This window comes from Streptomyces sp. NPDC053367 (assembly GCF_044545925.1).
Classification (GTDB): Bacteria; Actinomycetota; Actinomycetes; order Streptomycetales; family Streptomycetaceae; genus Streptomyces.
Window position 1 is genome coordinate 514,562 of sequence record NZ_JBITYN010000004.1, and the last position, 15,916, is coordinate 530,477.

Sequence of the window (15,916 nt, forward strand, 5' to 3'; positions counted from 1 at the left end):
TCAGCTCCTGGTGCGCAGCGGGAAGCGCTCCGCCAGCCCGGTCAGCGTGGCGTTGAGCCGCTCGATGTCGGCGTCCGAGTTCAGGGCGGTGATCTGGACGCGGAACCCCACCCGGTCCCGCGGCACCAGCGGATACGCGGCCAGCGTCACATAGATGCCGGACCGCCACAGGAACGCGCCGACCGCGTCGAGGTCCTCCGCGCGGGCCAGCGGCACCTCCATGATCGGCAGCCGGTCGCGGTTGAGCGTGGCCACGCCGAGCCCGTCCAGATGCTCCAGCACCCGTACGGTCTTGCGGTACAGGTCGGCCCGGATCACGTCGCCGCGTCGCTCGTTGACGTCCAGCCCGGCGAGCGTGGTCGCCAGCGACGCCGTCGGGGAGGGGCCCGAGTACAGGTACGGCCCGGCCGCCGTCTTCAGCCGGTTCTTGAGCGCGGTCGGCAGCGCCAGGAACGCCAGCAGCGACGAGTACGCCTTGGAGAAGCCGCCGACCAGCACGATCCCCTCGTACGACTCCCCGGTGTGCCGCACCACGCTGTTGCCGCGCGAGCCGTACGGGCACAGCTCGCCCGGGCCGCGCTCGCCGATGACGCCGAAGCCGTGCGCGTCGTCGACGTACAGCGTGGCGCCCCGTGAGCGGCACACGCCGGCGAGGGCCGGCAGGTCGGGGATGTTGCCGCTCATGCTGTTGACGCCGTCCAGGCACACCAGCCGGGGCGGGCCCGGCGGCGCGGACGCCAGCAGTGCGTCCAGCTCGTCGACACGGTCGGCGCGGAAGCGGCGCAGCGAGGCGCCCTGGGAGCGGGCCGCGACACAGCCGTCGTAGATGGTCCTGTGCGCGGTCGCCTCCACGAACACGCTGCCCTGTCCGGCGAGGACCGGGATGACGGAGGAGTGGATGAGCGTGATCGTCGGCAGCAGCAGCGTGTCCTCGGCGCCCAGCAGCCCGGTCAGCCGCTCCTCGATCTGCGGGTACAGACGCGGGCTGCCCAGCAGGCGCGACCAGCTCGGATGGGTGCCCCAGCGGCGCACCGCGGGCTCGACCGCGGCGATGACCTCCGGCTCCCAGTCGAAGCCGAGGTAGTTGCAGGAGGCGTAGTCGATCAGCCAGCGGTCGCCGCTGCGGATGTGGCGCCCGCGCACCTCGTCCAGGACCGCGTCGCTCATCGGGCTGGTGCGCCGCAGATGTTCGAGCCCGGCCCAGCGGACCCCGGGCGCGGAATCGGGCACCGGCTCGGGGATCGGCCCGGACCCGACCGGGGCGGGCGGGGCGAGACGGGTGCCGTTGCCGCTGCGCAGGACCCGTTCGCTCTGCTCCACCGTCATCGGCCGGGCGAACAGATAGCCCTGCCCGAACCGGCAGCCCATGTTCGCCAGCAGGTCCCGCTGCTCCGCGTCCTCGATCCCCTCGGCGATCACCTGCAGCCCGAGGGTGTCGGCGATCCGCACGATGCCCTCCACCAGAGCCACCTGCTGCGCGTCGCGGGCGAGGTCGTCGATGAACGACTTGTCGATCTTCAGGACGTCGATGGGGAAGTCCCGCAGATAGCGCAGCGAGGAGAAGCCGGTGCCGAAGTCGTCGACCGCGATGTGCACCCCCAGCTCCTTCAGCGAGCCCAGCACCGACTGGATCTGCGCGTCCCGGCGCAGCAGCACCGTCTCGGTCAGCTCCAGCTGCAACGAGCCCGGCGCGAGCCCCGGGGTGCGCAGCGCCTGCGCCACCTGGTCGAGGAAGCCGCTGTCGCGGAACTGCCGCGCGGAGACGTTCACGCTGACGTACGGCGGGACGGCCGGGCCGGACAGCCGCTGCAGCCCGGCGATGTCGTGGACGGCGTTGCGCAGCACCCACGAGCCCAGCACCGCGATGTCCCCGGTCTCCTCGGCCAGGGTGATGAAGTGCTCCGGCGCCACCGGCCGGTGCGCGGGGTAGGGCCAGCGCACCAGCGCCTCGAAGCCGACCACCTCACCGGCGGTGATGTCCACCACCGGCTGGTAGCGCAGGGTGAACTCCCGCCCTGCGACGGCCCGGGCGAGCCTGCTCTGCAGGTCGTGCCGCTCGACCATGCGCGTGTGCAGCATCGGCTGGAAGCGCCGCCACTGCCGCTTGCCGGCCGCTTTCGCCGCGTACAGCGCGAGGTCGGCGTGGCTGAGGAGCTCCTCCGCGCCGGTGCTGTCGCGGGCCGTGGCCACACCGATGCTGGCCGACACGGTCACCTTCTCGTCGGCGAGGTCGAAGGGGCGGCTGAGCGTCTGTACGACCTGCGCGGCCAGCAGCTCGGCGTCCAGTGGCCGGCGGGCGTCCTCCATCAGTACCGCGAACTCGTCCCCGCCGAGCCGCGCCGCGGTGTCCGTACGCCGCAGGGTGCGGCTCAGCCGGCCCGCCACCGCGATCAGCAGCTGGTCGCCCGCGGAGTGCCCCATCGTGTCGTTGACCAGTTTGAAGTCGTCCAGGTCGATGAAGAGCAGACAGGTCAGCGTCGACTCGCGGCGCGAGCGCAGCAGGGCGCGCTCGATGCGTTCCATCAGCAGTGTCCGGTTCGGCAGACCGGTCAGCGAGTCGTGGAAGGCACGCTGGGTCAGCTCGTGCTCCAGACGGCGCTGCTCGGTGACGTCCCGCAGCGTGATCACCAGGCCGCCCACGGTGCTCTCGTCGCGGAAGTCGCTGCACCGCACCTCCACCTCGACGCGGCCCTCCCCGCGCTGCACCCACCAGTGGTCGTGGTCGTCGCGCGGCCCGCTCTCCCGTACGGCCGTCAGCCGCCGGGCCGCGCGGGCCCGGTCGCGCGGGTCCAGCAGGTCGGGCAGGACCCGGCCCTGCAGGTCCGCGGTGCCGAACACGGACTCCGCCGACGGGCTGGCGTACCGGATCCGGTCGTCGTCCTCCAGGATCAGGATGACGTCGGAGGCGTTGCGCACCAGGGTGCGGAAGTAGGCCTCGCTCTCCTGGCGGACCACCTCCTGGCGCAGCTGGACCCGCTCCAGGGCCAGCCCGGCGTGCGAGGCGAGGATCTCCAGGGACCGCCGGGTCTCGCCCAGCCGCCGGGCCGGGCCCGCGACCAGCAGCAACCCGTGCGCCTGGTCGGCGACCTGCTCGCGCGGGGTCAGCGGGCACACCAGCGCGGCCTCCAGGCCGGCCAGCTCCTCGGCGAGCTGCGGTCCGAGCCCGTCCGGCCGCAGCAGGCGAGGGGCGCGCAGCCCCAGCTCCTCGGCGCGCTGCGCCGACAGCAGCAGCGCGCGATGGCGCACCGCGGGGCCCAGCAGCGTGTCCACCGCCGCCTCGCAGGTGCGGGCCACCTCCGCCGGCCGGACCGCGGAGACCAGGGAGGCGGCCGCCCCGCGCAGCGCGTGCTCACGGGCGATGGCCCTGCGGTGGGCCACGACCATCCCGGCGAGCCGCAGGATGACCAGCAGGAACAGGATGCCGGAGAACGCGGCGATGACGGACGCGTGCCGGGGCCGGTCCGTCAGCCCCTCGAGCAGCAGCAGGGCCGGCGCGATCAGGGTGGCCAGGGCGAGCAGCACCAGCCGGCGCGGCAGCGGCAGCAGCGACTCGCGGCGCGGCTCGGGAGCGGTCAGCTCGGCCATGGAGGGGTGCAGCGCGGCCAGGCCCCAGGCGGTGTAGAAGACGATCCACCCGGCGTCCAGCAGTGTGCCCACCTGCCACATCGAGTTCAGCTGCAGGATGCCGTACGCGATGTCGAAGCCGAGGAGGGTGGCGGTGCCGAGGGCGAGCAGCTGGACCGAGCGGTTGGGCGCGCTGCGTGGGCCGCGGATCAGCAGCTGGGTCAGCAGCGCGAGCACCAGCACGTCACCGAGCGGGTAGGCGACACTGATCGCCCGCTGCTGCCAGGTCAGGCCCTCGACCTCCGACTGCGGCTGCACCAGGTACACCCACACCGGCAGGGCCAGGCCGGCGGTGACGATCAGCGCGTCGAGCAGGCTGGGCAGGTCGTGCCCGGACCAGCGGTAGCGGACCAGACCGGCCAGGCCGGTCGCGAAGAGCGGATAGGTCACCAGGTAGCAGGCGTCGGCGGGAGAGGGGAACGGGTTGGAGGCGTCGAAGTACGCCTCCAGCACGTTGTAGTACGTGTCTCCGGTGACGAAGATCAGCAGCCCCGCGGCCAGCACCCACCAGGGCCAGGCGTGGGCGGGCCGGTTGACACGGGTGCCGATGAGCACGGCCGCCACCCCGGCAAGGCCGATCACGGCCCACAGCGGCGCCCGGGTGGAGGGCACGGTGAGATACACGGCCGTGACGGCGCCGACCAGCGTCAGATGCGCGGCCATGAGCCGCTGGGGCGGCAGCAAAGGCGGTCTCCTCCTCACCGGGGAGGGCGCCGGGCCGTCTGCCTGGTCCGGACGGGTTTCGATGGTAGGCATCGCCGCTCCGCGCCTGCATCTCGTACGGAGCTGGGGCCCGCCGCCACGGAGGGGGCCGGGGGCGTGGCCGTCATTCCTCCTTGCCGAAGCGCCGGGCCGAGCCGGCGTAGCCGTGCGGGTTGAGCTGCTGGAAGTGCCAGGCGTCGCGGCACATCGCGGACAGGTCCCGGGTCGGTCGCCAGCCCCAGGCCCGGGCCACCGCGCTCGCGTCCGCGATCAGCTCGGGCACGTCGCCGGGCCGTCGCTCGACGATCTCGAAGGGGATCGCGCGGCCGCTCACCGAGCGGAACGCGGCGACCAGGTCCAGCACCGAGCTGCCGGTGCCGGTGCCGAGGTTGAACACGCGCATGCCGGGCGCGTCGGCGAGATGGTCCAGGGCCACCCGGTGGGCCTCCACGGTGTCCATGACGTGCAGGTAGTCCCGGACCGCGGTGCCGTCCGGAGTCGGGTAGTCACCGCCGAACACCGGCAGCCGCTTGCGCCGGCCCACCGCGACCTGGGCGACGTAGGGCATGAGGTTGTCGGGTGTGCCGGGCGGGTCCTCGCCGAGCAGCCCGCTGGGGTGGGCGCCGACGGGGTTGAAGTAGCGCAGGCACAGCACGACGAACTCGGGCCGGTGCCGGCACACGTCGCTCAGGATCTGCTCGCACAGCGCCTTCGAGGAAGCGTAGGGGCTGGCGGGGCGGGCGGGCGTCGACTCGTCGAGCGGGCCGCCGCCCGCGTCGCCGTAGACCGCGCACGAGGACGAGAACACCAGCCGGCGGACCTGGTGCTCGTGCATGGCGGACAGCAGGGACGTGGTGCCGCCGACGTTGTTGTCGTAGTAGCGCACGGGCATCCGTGTCGACTCGCCCACGGCCTTGTGCGCGGCGAAGTGCACGACGGCGTCCACGGAGTGGCGGTCGAAGACGGCCGACAGGGAGCGCCGATCACGGATGTCCAGTTCGTAGACCGCGCCGACGAAGCGGCCGGCGATCCGTTCCACCCGGGTCAGGACCTGGGGGGTGCTGTTGGAGTAGTCGTCGACCACGATCACCTCGTATCCGTGGTCGAGCAGTTCGACGCAGGCGTGGCTGCCGATGAACCCGGCACCGCCGGTGACGAGCACCGTCGAGGGTGCGGACGGCGCGTCCGCCGCCCCGGGCCTGTCGTACGACGTCCTGGTGACCACGGCGGTCACCGGCCCTGCGCGGGCGCATCGCGGGGCAGCCGCCCCGGGGCTGTTCGCGAGGCGCCCGCGGTGTGCCCCGGGAGTGGGCCGGTCGTGACGGACGCGGACGGCGGCGCAGGGGTCGCCAGGCCGGGGCGGGACCGGTGCTTGCCCGGGGCGGGGAGGAGGCCGGATACGGGCGGCAGCGCGGGCGCACCCCCGGCGGTCTCCCGGCGAGCGGGGGCCCGGACGCCGCGTGGCTCGGTACGCGCCATGGGACGCTCCTGCGGGTGCGCTGTACGCTGACGGGGTACGTTTACGTCGTACATGTACGACTTTGCGCGTGTTGCGGGCCCACGTCAAGGCGGGGCGGTGCCCGTTCCCGGTCGACGCCGGAGCAGGGACGTCACCGGCCGCGGCACGGCCGAAATCTGTTGCGGCGTGTGACGGCGGATGCTGCAGTGTCGCGCATGGATCACGCACACGCACTCGCCCTCTACGACCGCGAGATGCGCGAACACGCGCGCCCCGACGGACCCGGCGCGCGGATCGAACGGGCCGGGCGGGTGGTGCGCCAGGTGGCCGGGCCGCTCGACTGGAACGGCGTCCTCTGGTCCCGCCTCGACGCGTCCGACGCCGACGCGGCGATCGCCGAACAGGTGGCTCACTTCGGCGCGTTGGGCCTCGAGTTCGAGTGGAAGGCGTACGGCCACGACCGGCCGGACGACCTGGGCGACAGGCTCCTCGCGGCGGGGTTCACCGCCGAGGCCGAGGAGACCCTGATGATCGGCGAGGCCGCCGGACTCGACCTCACCGCCCGGGAACCCGACGGTGTCCGGGTCGTGCCCGTCACCGACGCGCGGGGCGTCGACCTTGTGGCCGGGGTGCACGAGGAGGTCTTCGGCACGGATGCCTCCCGGCTGCGCCACCGCATGCTCGCGCAACTGGCCGCCACCCCGGACACGCTCCTCGCCGTGCTCGCGCTGGCCGGGGACGAGCCGGTGAGTGCGGCCCGCATGGAACTCGTGCCCGGCACCGGCTTCGCCGGGCTGTGGGGCGGCGGCACGCTTCCCGCATGGCGCGGCCGGGGCATCTACCGCAGCCTGGTCGCCCACCGCGCCCGCGCCGCGCTGTCCCGCGGGTACCGGTACCTCCAGGTCGACGCCTCCGACCAGAGCCGCCCCGTCCTCGAACGCCTCGGCTTCGCACCCCTGACGACGACCACGCCGTACGTCCGCACGCCCTGAGCCCGGGACCGACGAGGCCTCCGTCTCGCATGAAGCCGCGCAGAGAGGCGCGCACGAGGGGGCCGGCCCGCGGGGTGCGCCGGGCCGGCCCTCGACCGTTGTCCAGGCAACCCCCTACGGCGCCGGGACGCTCTTCGCGGCGGTGCCGGCGCACATCAGCCCGAGGATCACCGCAAGGGCGCCGACGATCACGTTGTTCAGCACCACGCCCGCGTCGGGGCTGTCGCCGACGATCCACGGCGAGACGATCATCCACACGCCCAGCGCGCACATCGCCCAGCTCAGGCCGTACATACGCTCCGGGGCCCGGGTGAAGCCCAGCGCCAGCAGACCGATCGCTATGCCGATGACGAGGTTGTGCGGCACCAGGTCCGGCTGGCTGGTGGTGTAGTGGACGATCCAGGGGGATACGGCGCAGTACAGACCGAGCAGGAACACCGGTCCGTCGACGAGCGCCACATCACGGCCGCCGAGCATACGGGCGTAGCGTTCCCGCATCTCGGGGGCGTCGGGGTGGGTGGTGATATCACCTCTCGTATGCGAGACGTCGGCCATGACTCGTCTCCTTTGACTAGCAGGCCTGACCGCGTCCGGTGCGGTAGCGGACGATCGCCGCGTACCTGCATTTTGCGCTTATTTGTCCTTTATGTGTAGAGGTGGCGGCCGCGCGGCCCGCGGGGGAGGCAGGGCGGCCGGCCCCCGGGGAGCGCCGACTCTTCCCAGGGGCGGCCAGGAGGCCGAGGGTCCGGGCGCCCTGCCGGCGGTGCCGAGGGAACCGCACCACCGACACCCCTTCCGCCCACCGTCCGCCCGCGGATGCACCCGTCTCGGCCTCAGTCGCCGAAGTCCTCCCGCAGCTCCCGGCACAGCCGGTGCAGCCCGCGACGCGCGTGGCTCTTGACCGTGCCCAGCGGCCAGCCGGTGCGCTCCGCGATCTGGGTCTGCGTCAGGTCCTCGAAGAACGTCAGCCGCAGCACCTTCTGCTGGGCCGAGGGCAGCCTGGCCAGCTCCCCGCGCACCAGCAGCCGGTCCAGGGCCGCCTCCGGGTGGTCGCGGACGGGCGCGGCGGGCCCGAGCCCGGCGCCCGCGGCGGCGACGAGGTCACCACGCCGGCCACGCGCCGCCAGGGCGTCGGCGATCTTGTGACGGGCGATGCCGACGATCCACCCGGCGACGGGCCCGCGCTCGGGCCGGTAGGTGCAACCGCCCCGCCACACGCCGAGGAACACCTGCTGGGTGACGTCCTCGGCCTCCCCGCGGTCGCCCAGCGCACGCCACGCCAGGGTGTGCACCAGCCCCGACCAGCGCCGGTACGCGACGGTCAGACAGGCCTCGTCCCCGGCCGCCAGCCCGCGTGCCAGGTCCGCCTCGGAGAACACCTCGCAGTCGGCCTCGGGGACTGCCTCGGGGCCGGACGGGCAGAGAACCGGGTGCGCGGTCATGACGGTGACTCCTCCTGCCGGAGCGGACACGGACGGGGTCGGACGTGCGCGCGAGGCCCGGTGCGGGCGGCGGGTCTGGAGCGGACCGGGACCGGCACCGGCCGGGGGCCGGGCGTGGGCCGAGGTGGCGCGTGGAGCGGGCCGGACATGGACGTCATCGTCCGAGTGGTACGGATCACGGCTCAACTCGCATCGATTCTGCGTCGTATCGTGGAGGCATGGACGACAGCACGGCTCACGGGCCCGCCGCGGCCCCGCCCCGGCAGGATCCCGGGGGCGCCCGGCCGGCCCTCACCACCGGGGCGCTGGCGCGTCGGCTGGGGGTGTCGCCCACCACCCTGCGGTCCTGGGACCGCAGGTACGGCATCGGGCCCGCCGCCCGGACGGACGGCCGGCACCGGCGGTGGACCCCGCGGGACGTCGCGGTGCTGGAGGAGATGTGCCGACTGACGTCCGCCGGTGTGCCGCCGGCCGAGGCGGCCCTGGCCGCGCGGGAGTCCGGCGAGGGCATCCCGGCCGAGGACGCCGGCACGGCGGCGCGGCGACCGCGGTCACGGGCGGCCGGCACGCTGCCGCTGGGCGATGTGCGGCAGGAGTGCCGGGGCCTCGCGCGTGCCGCCGTACGCCTCGACGCGGCCTCCGTGGAGGAACAGCTGGTCGCGGCGGTCGACCGGCACGGGCTGGTCGTCGCCTGGCAGGAGGTGATGGTGCCGACCCTGCACGCGGTGGGCCGCAAGTGGGCGTCGTCGGGGGACCGTTACGTCGAGGTGGAGCACCTGCTGTCCTGGCACGTGTCGAGCACGCTGCGGCGGTCTACCCGGCCGCCCGTGCCGCACACCGCGTCGCACACCGCGGGACCGGTGGTGCTGGCCTGCGTCCCCGGTGAGCAGCATGTGCTGCCGCTGGAGGCGCTCAACGCCGGACTGAGCCGACTGGGCCTGCCGGTGCGGATGTTCGGCGCCGCCGTGCCCGCGGAGGCGCTCACCGCGGCCGTGCGCAGGCTCGGCCCGGCCGCCGTGGTGCTGTGGGCGCAGAGCCGGTCCTCGGCGAACCGGCCGCTGGCCCGGCATCTGGCCGACGCCCGCTGGGGGATGAAGGGAGCGCGCCGCGGGCCCTGTGTGCTGACGGCCGGCCCGGGCTGGCTGGGACGCCCCCAGGAGGGAACGCTGCGCCCGGTGTCGTTGCGGGACGCACTGGACGCGCTCGCCGCGCTGTACCCGGACCGGCCGCACCAGGACCGGCCGTGACCGGACGGACCGCACCGAGGCCGACCGTGCCGAGGCCGACCGCACCCGGGCCCGCGGTCAGTCCAGGCCGCGCGCCCGCCGGAACCGGGCCAGCGCGTCCGGCAGCGAGACGATCGGGCCGGGGTAGTCCAGCGCGGCCCGCTCACCGGCGGGCAGCTTCCACGGCTCGTGCACCGCGGCCCCCGCGACCGCCGCCAACTCGGGCACCCAGTGCCGTACATAGGCTCCGTCGGGATCGAACCGCCGTGCCTGGGCGAGGGGGTTGAGGACCCGGTTGGGGCGGGTGTCGGTGCCCGTGCCCGCGACCCACTGCCAGTTCAGCTGGTTGTTGGCGACGTCCCCGTCGACCAGCAGCTCCAGGAAGTACCGGGCGCCCAGCCGCCAGTCCACGTACAGCGTCTTGGTGAGGAAGCTCGCGGTGAGCAGCCGGCCGCGGTTGTGCATCCAGCCCTCGTGCCGCAGCTGCCGCATCGCCGCGTCGACGACCGGGTAGCCGGTACGGCCCTCGCGCCACGCCTCGAAATCGTCACCGGCCTCCCGCTCCGGACGCCACCGGTCACGCCGGGAGCGGTAGTCGGCGCCGGCCGCGGCCGGCCGTGCCGCGAGGACCTGCCGGTGGAAGTCGCGCCAGGCCAGCTGCCGTACGAACGCCTCGGCGCCCGCGCCGCCCGCCCCGCGTGCCCTGTGCACGAGTTCGACAGCGGACAGCGTGCCGAAGTGCAGATGCGGGGACAGCCGGGACGTCGCGTCGCCCGCCAGGTCGTCGTGCCGGTCCTGGTAGGCGCCGAGGCCGCCGCGCAGCCACGCCGTGAACCGGGTGCGGCCCTCCGTCTCGCCGCCCCGGGCCAGCCCCGGCGACACGCCCGTGACGTCCTCGCGGGCGGCCGGGTCCTCCGACCGCACCGCGTCCGGCACCCGCACGGCCCCGGGCGCGCCGAGCGGCTCGCGCAGCCGCTGCTGCGACCAGCGGCGGAAGTACGGCGTGAAGACCGCGAAGTGGTCCGACGCCGCCGGGGTCAGCGCGCCGGGAGCCACGGCCCCGGTCACCGTGTCGTGCACGTGCAGCCGTACGCCCTCGGCCTCCAGCGCCCGCCGCAGCCGCCGCTCCCGGCGCTGCGCGTAGGCGCTGACATCGGCCGCCATGTGCACCTCGTCGGCCTCCGCCTCGGCGGCCACCCGGCACACCTGCTCGACCGGGTCGCCGGACCGCACGACGAGCCGGCCGCCCCGCGCGCGCAGGCTCGCGTCGAGGTCGCGCAGGCAGTCGCCGAGGAACGTCAGCCGGTTCGCTGCCGCGAAACCGGCGCCTGCCACCGCCGGGTCCCGCACGAACAGCGGCACCACCGCGCGGCCGCCGTGCAGGGCCGCCCGCAGCGGCGGGTGGTCGCTCACCCGGAGGTCGGCGGTGAACAGGACGACGGAGGTGTTCACCGCGCCGAGCTCCGCAGCAGACGCGACAGCGTCCGGCGCGGCACCCGGGCCCGGGACCCGGAGGTGCGGCCGGTCGCCCCTGCCCCCGCGGTGCGGGCGATGTTGCGGGCCATACCGCCGAACACGACGGCGTGGAACGGCGAGACGCTCCACCAGTAGAGGTGGCCCAACAGCCCGTGCGGATGGAACACGGCCCGCTGGCGGTAACGGGTGCGGCCGTCGTCGTCCGTCTCGGCGCACATCTCCAGCCAGGCCAGCCCCGGAAGCCGCATCTCCGCCCGCAGCCGCAGCAGACGCCCCGGCTCGATCTCCTCCACCCGCCAGAAGTCCAGCGACTCACCGACCCGCAGCCGGGCCGCGTCCCGGCGGCCCCGACGCAGTCCGACCCCGCCCACGAGACGGTCCAGCCATCCGCGTACCGCCCAGGCCAGCGGGAAGGAGTACCAGCCGTTCTCCCCGCCGATGCCCTCGATCACCCGCCACAGCGCCTCCCGCGAGGCGTCGACCGGCAGCTCCCGGAGGTCCGTGTACAGGCTGCCGCCGGCCCAGTCCGGATCGGTCGGCAGCGGGTCGCTGGGCGCGCCCGGCACCGAGGCCGACGACCACCGGGTGGCGACCTGCGCGTCGCGCACACGCCTGAGCGCGAGCCGGACCGCCTCGTCGAAGCCGATCGGGTGGCCGGGCGGATCGGGGACGTAACGGGCGATGTCGTGCTCGCGGCAGACCACCTCGTGCCGCAGCGACTCCGTCAGCGGCCGGGCGATCGAGGCGGGCACCGGCGTGACCAGCCCCACCCAGTGACTGGACAGGCCGGGCGTGAGCACCGGCACCGGCAGGACGAGCCGTCTGGGCAGGCCCGCCACCGCCGCGTAGCGCATCATCATCTCGCGGTACGTGAGGACGTCCGGGCCGCCGATGTCGAAGGCCCGGCTGACGTCCGCCGGCATCCCGGCGCTGCCCACGAGCCAGCGCAGCACGTCCCGGACGGCGACGGGCTGGATCCGGGTGTGCACCCAGCTCGGGGTGACCATGACCGGCAGCCGTTCGGTGAGGTGGCGCAGCATCTCGAAGGAGACCGAGCCGGAGCCGATGACCACCGCGGCCCGCAGCACCGTGGTCGGCACACCGCAGTCCAGCAGGATGCGCCCCACCTCGGCCCGTGAGCGCAGGTGCGGGGAGAGCTCCCGCTCCGGCACCCCGGCCGGGGTCAGACCGCCGAGGTAGACCACGCGGCGCACACCGGCCGCGCGGGCGGCCTCGCCGAAGATCCGGGCGGCTCGCCGGTCGGTGTCCTCGAAGTCCCGGCCCGAGCCCAGCGCGTGCACCAGGTAGTACGCGACGTCCACCCCCTCCATCGCCCGGGTGACCGACTCGGCGTCCGTCACATCCCCGCGCACCGCCTCGGCCCGGCCGGCCCACGGATGGTCGCGCAGCCGCTCCGGGGAGCGGGCCAGGCACCGTACCCGGTAGCCCGCGGCCAGCAGCTCCGGAACCAGGCGGCCGCCGATGTAGCCCGTGGCGCCGGTCACCAGGCACAGCGGCGCCCCGGCACGATGGTCGTCCGTCGTCATGCGCCCTCGGTCCTTCCCTCGACGATCCCCGTACATTGCTTCCCCCAGGGACACGCCGCCGGATGCGGTGCTGGGCCGAACGGGGGCGGGCCGCTTCCCCGGGGGCCTGTTGCGGGGTGCGGTGCTGGGTGGATCGGGGCCTTTCCCGGGGGGTGTGCCGCTGGACGGGGGGCGTGCCGATCGGGGGCGGGCCGCTTCCCCCGGGGGGCGTGCCGATCGGGGGCGGGCCGCTTCCCCCGGGGGCGTGCCGCTGGATGCGGTGCTCGGCCGAACGGGACCGGCCCCGGGCGCGCCTCAGCCGGTGAGCGCGCGCAGATGCGCCGACCTGGAGTCCGCCGTCTGCCCCTGCACCAGCAGGAAAAGCGCTTCCCTCGCCAGCCGCTGGGCGCGGCTGTCCCGCAGTATCGCGCGGCCGCCGCCCGCCACCACGGCCGCCGTGGTGGCCGCCCGGAGCAGCTCCTGCGCCCGCGTCCGTACGGCCAGCTTCTCCTCCAGCCGCTCGCCCGGGACCGGATGGCCGGCCAGCTCGTACGCCTCGCGGCGCACCTCGGCCAGCCGGGCACGCAGCGGACCGGCCGTCTCCTCGTCCAGGAGGTCCAGCGCGGCACCGGCCACACCGAGGACGGCCGGGTTCGTGCGGGCGGCCTTGGCCCGGTCCAGGACCGCGAACCGCTCGTACGGCGTGCGCAGCACGACATCGTCCGCGGGCAGCCGCAGACCGTCCAGGTCCAGGGCCACGGTCCGGGCCGCCGAAAGCGCCGCCAGCCGCAGCGGAGCCGACGGTCGCAGCCCCGGCTGCTCACGGGCCTCGGCGAAGGCGAACACCACGTCCCCCGTCTCCGTCGCACCGGCCAGCAGCAGCACATCGTTCAGCCCCCACCCCGTGTACCAGGGCACGGTGCCGTCGAAGCGCCACACGTCACCCTCCCGTACGGCGGTCACCGGCCGCCGCGGAAAGGCGCGGACGTGGGCGTAGGCGATGCCCGCCATCAGCTCGCCCGTCGCCAGGCGACGAAGCAGCCGCTCCCGCACCGGTGCCTCGCTCGCCGCGAGCAGCTGCACCGGGGTGTGGTGCTGGGTCTGCACGAACCATGTGGAGCAGCAGGCCCCGGCCAGGATCTCCGCCGTCTCCCGCGCCACCGCCGCGGGCGCGCCCCAGCCGCCGTACGCCTTCGGCGCGGTCACCCCGAGCAGCCCGGACTCCTTGATCGCGGCGATGTGGCCCGCCGGGACGCCCTCCTCGTCGACGAGGGCGGCCTGCGGCGTGAGGAGGCCCTCGGCGATGCGGCGGGCACGGGCGACGAGGGGGTGGGCCGTGGTGGTCATACGGGAATTCTCGCGGTCGCCTGCGGGCGGGGTGTCGAAATACGCGGTTGCCGTTCGTGTAGGAGGTGAGAACACGCCACGAACACGCCACGACGCCCGAGGAGGCCGTGATGAAGTACTACCTGCTCAACGTGATGCAGCCGGTCGGCGAGCCGCCCGCGCCGGAGGTGCTCGCCGAGATCGGTGAGCGGCTCGACGCCCTGAACCGCGAGCTGCGCGAGGCGGGCGCCTGGGTCTTCGCCGGCGGCCTGCACGGCCCGGAGTCCTCCACCGTGCTGCGGCCCCGCGACGGTGACGTACTGATCACCGACGGGCCGTACGCCGAGGGCAAGGAGATGCTCGGCGGCATCAGCCTGATCAAGGCGCCCGACCTGGACGCGGCCCTGGAGTGGGGACGCAGGCTGGCCCTGGCCACCACCCTGCCGATCGAGGTGCGGCCGTTCCAGGGGGAGGCGGACGACGAGTGAGGAAGGCGGAGGGCGTTCACCCGGGGGAGACGCCTGTCGGCGGGGAGGCGGCCGCGGGCAGGGAGGAGGAACGGTGACCGGTCGCGGGCAGGGAGGAGGGGCAGTGACCGGTCGCGGGTACGGAGGAGGAGCGGTGACCGGTCGCGGGTACGGAGGAGGAGCGGTGACCGGTCGCGGGTACGGAGGAGGAGCGGTGGGCGCCGACGTCGAGGGCGTCTTCCGCGCCGAGTACGGCCGCGCGGTCGCCGTCCTGGTCCGCCGGCTCGGTGACATCGACCTCGCCGAGGAGGCGGTCCAGGACGCCTTCGCGGAGGCCGTACGGCGCTGGCCGCAGACCGGCGTGCCGCCCAGCCCGACCGGCTGGATCATCACCACCGCCCGCAACCGCGCCGTCGACCGGCTGCGCCGCGAGGCCACCCGGGAGGAACGCCACGCCCGCGCGGCCCTGTTGTACGCCGAGGACGCACCGCCCGAGGAGGGACCCGTGCGCGACGACCGGCTCCGGCTCCTGTTCACCTGTTGCCACCCCGCCCTCGCCGCGCCCGCCCGGGTGGCTCTCACCCTGCGGCTCCTCGGCGGGCTGTCCACCGCCCAGATCGCCCGCGCCTTCCTGGTGCCCGAGGCGACGATGGCCCAGCGCCTGGTGCGCGCCAAGGCCAAGATCCGCAACGCCGGCATCCCCTACCGCGTGCCCCGCGAGGCCGACCTGCCCGACCGCCTCGACGCCGTGCTCGCGGTCGTCTACCTGATCTACAACCAGGGCTACGAGGGTGACCCGGACCTGCGCGCGGAGGCGGTACGGCTCGGCCGGCTGCTGGCCGGCCTGATGCCCGACGAGCCGGAGGCCGCAGGTCTGCTCGCGCTGATGCTGCTCGCCGAGTCGCGCGCCGCCGCCCGCCAGGACGCGCACGGCACGCTGGTGCCCCTGCCCGAGCAGGACAGGACCCGCTGGGACCGTGACCTGATCGCCGAGGGCCAGAACCTGGTCCGGGCCTGTCTGCGCCGGAACCGGCCAGGCCCGTACCAGATCCAGGCGGCCGTCCAGGCCGTGCACAGCGACGCACCGAGCTTCCGGGACACCGACTGGGACCAGATCCTGCGCCTGTACGACCAGCTGACGGCCGTCGCGCCCAGCCCGGTCGTCGCCCTGAACCGGGCGGTGGCCGTGGCGGAGACCGAGGGCCCGCGGCAGGCCCTCGACCTCGTCGACGCCCTGGACCTCGACGGCTACCACGTCTTCCACGCGGTCCGCGCCGACCTCCTGCGGCGCCTCGGCCGCGACACGGAGGCGGCGCACGCCTACGAACGAGCCGTCGCGCTGACCGACAGCCCCGCCCGACGGGCCTACCTGGAAGGCCGGTTGCGCACCCTCACGCCGGGCTGAGCCGGACCAGCCGGGCGCCGTCGGTTCCGGGGCGCGCCGGTGACGGCACCCGGTACACCTCGGTCGGGCAGCGACCAGCCGTTCCCGGAGTCCGGCGGCTGCGGGGCGGCGAAACACCCGGCGACCGCCGCCCCGCTCACGCGTACCGCGAGCACCCTGCGCAGAAGCCGCCTCACAACTCCCCACGTCAGAAGCGCCGGTGGCCCCGAGGGCAGCCCGGAAGTCTTTCGTGACGTGCCCGTGGTCGAACCGCGATCAGGTCAGCGCTGCC

11 protein-coding genes are annotated in these 15,916 nt (G+C 74.7%); 4 read left to right on the forward strand and 7 right to left on the reverse strand.

Annotated elements, in window-relative coordinates; all coding sequences use genetic code 11:
- Together ACIGXJ_RS15025 and galE are read right to left on the reverse strand one after the other, a co-directional pair.
- Entirely contained in the window at positions 1 to 4,287 is a 4,287-nt protein-coding gene (locus ACIGXJ_RS15025) for an aminotransferase class I/II-fold pyridoxal phosphate-dependent enzyme (RefSeq protein WP_399644866.1), read from the reverse strand.
- A gap of 163 nt (positions 4,288 to 4,450) precedes the next feature.
- Positions 4,451 to 5,551, reverse strand: coding sequence for a UDP-glucose 4-epimerase GalE (galE, locus tag ACIGXJ_RS15030; protein WP_399644697.1), 1,101 nt, complete (start codon positions 5,549 to 5,551; stop codon positions 4,451 to 4,453).
- Between the two features lie 449 nt (positions 5,552 to 6,000).
- Between galE and ACIGXJ_RS15035 the strand changes: the two genes are divergently transcribed.
- Positions 6,001 to 6,777: a GNAT family N-acetyltransferase gene (locus ACIGXJ_RS15035; protein ID WP_399644699.1), complete on the forward strand. Its 777-nt coding sequence runs from the start codon at positions 6,001 to 6,003 to the stop codon at positions 6,775 to 6,777.
- A 114-nt stretch (positions 6,778 to 6,891) separates the two neighbouring features.
- Here ACIGXJ_RS15035 and ACIGXJ_RS15040 read toward each other — a convergent pair whose 3' ends face one another.
- Entirely contained in the window at positions 6,892 to 7,332 is a 441-nt protein-coding gene (locus ACIGXJ_RS15040) for an SPW repeat protein (RefSeq protein WP_399644701.1), read from the reverse strand.
- A gap of 278 nt (positions 7,333 to 7,610) precedes the next feature.
- The gene (locus ACIGXJ_RS15045) at positions 7,611 to 8,219 is read right to left on the reverse strand and encodes a sigma-70 family RNA polymerase sigma factor (protein ID WP_399644704.1); all 609 of its coding nucleotides are present in this window, start codon (positions 8,217 to 8,219) and stop codon (positions 7,611 to 7,613) included.
- 218 nt (positions 8,220 to 8,437) lie between these two features.
- Here ACIGXJ_RS15045 and ACIGXJ_RS15050 point away from each other — a divergent pair, with 218 nt between their 5' ends.
- Positions 8,438 to 9,466, forward strand: a complete 1,029-nt coding sequence (locus ACIGXJ_RS15050; protein ID WP_399644706.1) for a MerR family transcriptional regulator — start codon at positions 8,438 to 8,440, stop codon at positions 9,464 to 9,466.
- Positions 9,467 to 9,523: 57 nt separating this feature from the next.
- Here the strand turns inward: ACIGXJ_RS15050 and ACIGXJ_RS15055 are convergent, their stop codons facing one another.
- From ACIGXJ_RS15055 to ACIGXJ_RS15065, 3 genes are all read right to left on the reverse strand, one after another.
- Positions 9,524 to 10,897: a cryptochrome/photolyase family protein gene (locus tag ACIGXJ_RS15055; RefSeq protein ID WP_399644708.1), complete on the reverse strand. Its 1,374-nt coding sequence runs from the start codon at positions 10,895 to 10,897 to the stop codon at positions 9,524 to 9,526.
- Positions 10,894 to 12,468, reverse strand: coding sequence for an SDR family oxidoreductase (locus tag ACIGXJ_RS15060; protein ID WP_399644710.1), 1,575 nt, complete (start codon positions 12,466 to 12,468; stop codon positions 10,894 to 10,896). The genes ACIGXJ_RS15055 and ACIGXJ_RS15060 overlap by 4 nt, the downstream gene beginning before the upstream one ends.
- A gap of 294 nt (positions 12,469 to 12,762) precedes the next feature.
- Positions 12,763 to 13,794, reverse strand: a complete 1,032-nt coding sequence (locus tag ACIGXJ_RS15065; protein WP_399644713.1) for an acyl-CoA dehydrogenase family protein — start codon at positions 13,792 to 13,794, stop codon at positions 12,763 to 12,765.
- Positions 13,795 to 13,904: 110 nt separating this feature from the next.
- Here ACIGXJ_RS15065 and ACIGXJ_RS15070 point away from each other — a divergent pair, with 110 nt between their 5' ends.
- Positions 13,905 to 14,261, forward strand: coding sequence for a YciI family protein (locus ACIGXJ_RS15070; RefSeq protein ID WP_399644867.1), 357 nt, complete (start codon positions 13,905 to 13,907; stop codon positions 14,259 to 14,261).
- A 193-nt stretch (positions 14,262 to 14,454) separates the two neighbouring features.
- Entirely contained in the window at positions 14,455 to 15,645 is a 1,191-nt protein-coding gene (locus ACIGXJ_RS15075) for an RNA polymerase sigma factor (RefSeq protein WP_399644716.1), read from the forward strand.
- Positions 15,646 to 15,916 lie beyond the last annotated feature (271 nt).